The sequence below is a fragment of the Hespellia stercorisuis DSM 15480 genome (assembly GCF_900142165.1).
In the GTDB taxonomy this organism is placed as follows: Bacteria; Bacillota; Clostridia; order Lachnospirales; family Lachnospiraceae; genus Hespellia; species Hespellia stercorisuis.
The window spans coordinates 21017-27016 of record NZ_FQZY01000058.1 but is presented as its reverse complement, the minus strand read 5'-3'; the positions used below and the strand labels follow the sequence as shown (position 1 = coordinate 27016).

General features: G+C 48.3%; 1 protein-coding gene and 1 pseudogene. One reads left to right on the top strand and one right to left on the bottom strand.

The features are described 5' to 3' along the window. Nucleotides 1–238, bottom strand: a pseudogene (locus BUB85_RS21860) (IS5/IS1182 family transposase); the annotation flags it as partial. A gap of 334 nt (nucleotides 239–572) precedes the next feature. Here BUB85_RS21860 and BUB85_RS15945 point away from each other — a divergent pair. Further along, complete coding sequence (locus tag BUB85_RS15945) at nucleotides 573–5807, top strand: fibronectin type III domain-containing protein (protein ID WP_073112319.1); 5235 nt, start codon at nucleotides 573–575, stop codon at nucleotides 5805–5807. The last annotated feature ends 193 nt before the right edge of the window (nucleotides 5808–6000 follow it).

Sequence of the window (6000 nt, the reverse complement as noted above, 5' to 3'; positions counted from 1 at the left end):
ATTTATTCATGTAAGCATAGAGCATAATCTTCAGCATCTGTTTTGGCGTTGCAGTATTTTTCCGAATCCGGAAATAAGTCCCTAATAAATCTGAAATATTCATCTCCTCCACGAATTGACTTAGCAAACGCACCGAATCATTATCTGGGATTATGTAATCGATATTTAGTGGCAGTTTTAGTTGATAAAAATCTTCTGCCAGAGTATAATTCTTTTGTAAGATTTTATTTATTAGCATAAGTATATTTTACACCTTTTGCATAAAAAAGGAGCTGCGCACTAATTACTTAGTGCGACAGCCCCATTGCCATTTTGACCTGTCCCCATTGACGCTATCCGGCACCACAACATCAAGGCACTGCTAAATGTGCAGAAATATAGGTTAATTCTGCCAATTATCTGTAAAAGAGAACAAAAAAATGATAAAGTAAAAATGATAAGGTGGCATCATTCACAGCAGGGAGGGGTTCAGTCTGCTGTAAAGATACCCTATCACTTACGCAGTGATTACCCGGGCAAGAACCGGATGATAGTGCTACTGCTAATTATGAGAGAAAGCAAGGAGGGAGATCATGAAAAGAGCAAAGAAGATCATGGCATTGGTTCTCAGCCTGGCGCTGGCCTTAAATTCGTCGATGCTGGTTCTGGCCGAGGAGCCACAGCAGGACGAAGCAAAGACCGAAGATATACAGGCCGCTGAGATGTCGGAGGATACAGGCGAAACACCAGCCATGGAAGACACAGGAGAAGCAGCGATAACAGAAGAAGCCGCAGGAGAGGCCGGAGACGTGCCGGAAGAAGTCACGGATGGCAGCGAAACAGAAGCGGCAGACGAGAACAAAGCTCCGGAAGCGGAGGAGCCGACGAAAACAGATAAGCAGCCCGAAGCGGAAGAGCAGACGAAAACAGATAAGCAGCCCGAAGCGGAAGAGCAGACGAAAACACAAGAACAGCCCGCAAAGGAAGAGAAGGTAGACGCACAGGCAGCAGCCGGTGACGTAGAGCTCAACGCGGCCAACTTTCCGGACGAGGCATTCCGCGAATTTATCCGCGGGGAGGCTGACGGGAACCAGGATGGAATCCTGTCGACGGAAGAAATCGCCAATGTCACAGAACTGGCAGTGAACGACGAGGCTCTCGGCATCAGAGATATGACCGGCATCAGATATTTCACGGAGCTGCAGATTCTTCAGGTGCTCGACCAGAGCGTTGCCGCACTGGATCTCAGTGCAAATGTAAAGCTTCATACGCTGGTATTGGATAATAATGCGCTGACAGAACTGAATCTTACAGGAGTAACAAATCTGGAAACACTTATTCTGGGTCCCCAGAATGTTGGCGATAAAAAGTATGACGGATGGAGCTTATCCGGAAAATATGACGGAGACAATGATTTGTTATGGCCAAATGACGACGGAGATATCTCACAGGTAGCCGGACAAAAGATCCATCTGGTGCAGAATGATTTCAAAAAACTCGCAATCGACGTGCCGAATAATAAGATGAGCCTGTACATCGGAACACAAGGTTCTATGTCCGTAATCCCAATGGACGATTACGCGACACAGGTTATCACAGAATGCAGCTGGAGCATCGATGAGGCAAATCCGGGCATCGTGACAGTCAATTCCGATGAGAGCGTGGAGACTGCAACCGTAAAGGGTATAGCCGCAGGCACGACAACCGTGACGGCGACCATCGGCAAATACAAAGCAAGCTGTGTAGTCACTGTAGAAGCAGGACGCCCCGAAGGAATCCAGATTGGAGAAGAAACTTTCCCGGACGAAGCATTCCGCGACTATGTACAAAACACGATTGATCTGAACAAAGACACAATTCTGACAAAAGAGGAGATCGCTGAATGTACAAGTATCAATGTCTGGGAATATAGAACAGGGGAAAATGATGAGATTGCAATCAGGGATCTGACCGGAATTGGATACTTTACAGAGCTGGAAACCCTGGACTGCAGCAGCAACAATCTGACAGCCCTCGATCTGTCAGCAAATGAGAAACTGTCCACTCTGGTCTGCAATGACAACATGCTGACAACACTGAATCTGGACAATAATACAAAGTTAGAGTCCTTAGAATGTGAGAAAAACGAATTAACAGTACTGAATCTGACAAATAACAAAGAGCTGGGAGAGCTGTACTGTGATTATAATCACCTGGAAACACTGGATCTAAGCGGTAAGAGTGCAGAGTTTGGTTGGTATGGGTCAGGATACCAGATCATCAACGGCGTCCTTTGCAAAGAATGGTATTACGATCAGGCTTTTGAAGATCCTGTTGAGGAAATGAGTGCTGCTGTGGGAAAGGTCATCTACCTGAAACCGGAGGAGCAGAGCGGACTGCAGGTCGTTCCTGACAGTGTGACACTTGGACTTCTGGACAGATGCCAGATTCAGGTGGGCATGGAGACGGAAGACGGCGATATGGACTTCGATAATCTGCCGGACGATATGCAGGTGAGCGTGCGTGACACTACCATCGCCGAGGTGGAGCAGGCAGGAGACGATGAGCAGAAGGGAACGTATGTAATTATACCGTTGAACATCGGAAGTACAAAAGTAATGTTTTCGACCGAAACATATTCCGCAACCTGCAGCATCACCGTGCGTGATGGCAGTGTGGCAGTCGAGGTCAATGCAGAGAACTTCCCGGATGCAGATTTTAGAAGTGCAGTATCCGAGTTCATCGATGGCGATGGTGACGGTACTCTGTCGCTGGAGGAGCAGCTCGAATCCAGCTGGCTGGAGGCAGGAGGCAAATGCAGCTCAATTCAAGGAATCGAGAAGCTGCCGTACCTGTCACAGATATTCATTCATTCCGCATTTCTTAAGGATGCAGATTTCACAGGATGCGATCTGAACTCGATTGAGATCACCAGTCCGATTCTGGAAAATCTGAACATCAGCGGGCTGACCAACCTGATGAATCTGGATCTGCGCAATGCGCGCAAGCTGGGAGATATAGACTTTGCACAGTTCCCGAACCTGGAAACGCTGGTGCTGGGCGGAAAGAACATGACGAAGGTGGATGTGACGAAGAATCCGGAGCTCGGACTTCTGGCGTTGAACAATGTACCAATCACCTCCCTTGATCTGTCAGGAAACAGCGGGTTGGAGACTCTGGAATTGAATAACGTACCGATTGCTTCCCTTGATCTGTCAGGAAACAGTGAGCTGATCAATCTGCTGCTGGACAACGTGCCAATCACAAAGATCAGTACCGCAAATGCAGCGGGACTGGAGCGGATTGCAATCACGCGGAGCGGCCTGGAGTCTATTGATCTGAAAAAGAATAAAGAACTGCTCAACGTGAAACTGAGCAACACTATGGGCGGAGAGACTGGATGGTTCACAGACGAGTCATACACGAAACCATGGACAGGTGATGTAAAGACTGCATTGAGCAGTGTACTCTACCGCAATCCGGACTGGGAGGAGCCGGTATATGACAGCCCGACTTACACAGAATTTGACGACCCGACGTATGAAGATATCATTGAGGGCGATAATTCGTACGGAGTCAATGGATTAAAGCTTGGTGACGGATTTATCTACGGCAAGCTCTCCACCGGAATCCTTGAGGAGGTCAGCTCCAACCGGAAACTGGCGGCACTGCTTGAGCGCCAGGGCATCGACGACGGAGATTACAAGCTGCTGCAGGCGAGCGGAGTGTACCGCAAGAATGATAAGACGGATACATCGGCAGCGCAGTTCAGCTTTCTCGGAGACGAAATCAACACCGGCGATACCATCGAAGTGCTCCGCCGTACCGGAACAAAAGCGGACGACACCTGGGAGCGCATCAACGAGATCAGTGTCTCTGAGAATGAAGTAGTGGTAAATGCAGACAAGATCGGTCTTCCGTTCATCGTGGTGAAGCGGACGGTCGAGAGAAGAAACTTTACAAAATCAGAAGTGACAGGCATCGAGGACATGACATACACCGGATCCGCGATAAAACAGAGCGGCCTGAAGGTGACATACAAAGGAAATGAACTGAAAGAGGGCACAGACTATGAGGTGACCTATTCTGCAAACAAGAATCCGGGAACCGCGACCATTACACTGAAAGGAATCGGCATATACAGCGGTGAGATTTCCAGGACATTTACGATTTCGGTTGCAGAGGTGGAGGGCTTGAAGACATCCGCTGAGAAAGCTGCCAGCATGAAACTCGAGTGGGAGAAGCTGGACAATGTGACCGGATATAGAGTACAGTACTGCACAGACGACGACTTCAAGAGCGGCGTAGTCACAAAGGTGATCAGTACCAACACCAATGTACTCAACGTGACCAAACTGACAGCGGGAAGTACTTATTATTACCGTGTACGCGCGTTTGTCACAGTCAGCGGCTCGCCAAAATACGGCAGTTATTCAGACACATACGAAGCGGTGACAGCAACGGCAACACCGGCAGCACCGAAGGTGTCAGGTGTGACAGGAAGAGCAAATGTCAAGGTGACCTGGAAGAGCGTATCCGGGGCATCCAGCTACGAACTGCTGCAGGCAACCTCAGCTAAGGGCGAGTATAACAAGATTGCAGAGCTTTCTGCTTCTACCTTGTCATACACAGTGACAGAGGGACTTTCTTATGGCAGAACCTACTATTATAAAGTGAGAACCTCCCGTGAAGGAAATAAATATAATGTCTACAGTGAAGAAAGTGGTTACGGCTATAGCGCAACAGCACCTTCAACACCGAGAATTACAAAAATTGAAGGTGGAACAAAACAGGTAAAACTGACCTGGACAAAATCAAGTGGAGCGTCGAAATACGTAATCTATCAGGATGATGAAATAATTGCAACATTATCGTCCAGCACACTGACGAATACAGTTACAGGACTGGCAGCAGGCAGGACCTATGGTTTCAAGGTGAGAGCATACAGATCTAACGTGGCCAGCAGTTCAAGTGCGGAGATATTCGAAGCGACAGCACCGGAAGAGCCGACGATAAAGAATATCTTAAATGGCGAAGAGCTGGAAGTTACCTGGGGCGCAGTGAGCGGTGCAAGCGGTTATAGAGTCTATATGTCCACCAGCGCATCATCAGGATACAAGCTGGTAGATACACTGGAAGGAAAGAACGCGGTAACATATACAGCGACAGGCCTGGATGCAGCGACAAGATATTATTTTAAGGTGAGATCATACAGAACCGGAAATGATTCACAGATCTACGCCGGGTACAGCGGCATCAAATACGGTGAGACCCCGGCAGAAGTTCCGCAGATCTCTTCACTGCGCGGCGGGAGCAAGCAGATAACCATAAAATGGAAAGACGTCAGCAACGAGGATGGTTACGAGATCTACAGATCCGTATACGCAACGAGATCATTCACAAAGCTGGCAACACTGACGGAAGATAAAGTGAGCTACGTCGACAAGAGTCTTGCCCAGGGAAAGAAGTACTACTATCGAGTGTGCAGCTATCGCACCATCGACGGCAGCAAGCTCTACAGTGAGTTAGGTACAGTGGAAGGAACTGCTACCACTCCGGCAGCACCGGCGATCGTTTCAGCCAAAGCGGCAGAGACACAGGCGACCGTAAGCTGGAAGGCAGTCAGTGGAGTGAGTGGATACGACATTTATATGGCAACCTCATCCACGGGAACCTACAGTAAAAAAGTGCGTGTGAGCGGATCAAGTAAGACGAGCGGCGTAGTGAAAAACCTGACACCAGGTAAGAAATACTACTTCAGAGTGAAGGCATACATATCTGCAAGTGGGGAATTTACGACGACAAACAGCGCATTCAGCGGCACAAAGTACTGCACGATACAGAAATAGCCGGAGTGCACGAGGGCAGTATGGAATAGTGTATGGAGTGCACGAGGAGAATAGCATGGAATAGTGTATGAAGTGCATGAAAATGGTATAAAATTATAATCGGGGATGCAGCAAATTACAACTTGCTGCATCCCCGATTGTCTTGTGAATTTGTTCCGGATGAACACGGCAATAACAGGCCAGAAAAGGCAGC

Coding starts and splice junctions, on each gene's coding strand:
- BUB85_RS15945 (WP_073112319.1), top strand. CDS start 573: ATGAAAAGAGCAAAGAAGATCATGGCATTGGTTCTCAGCCTGGCGCTG.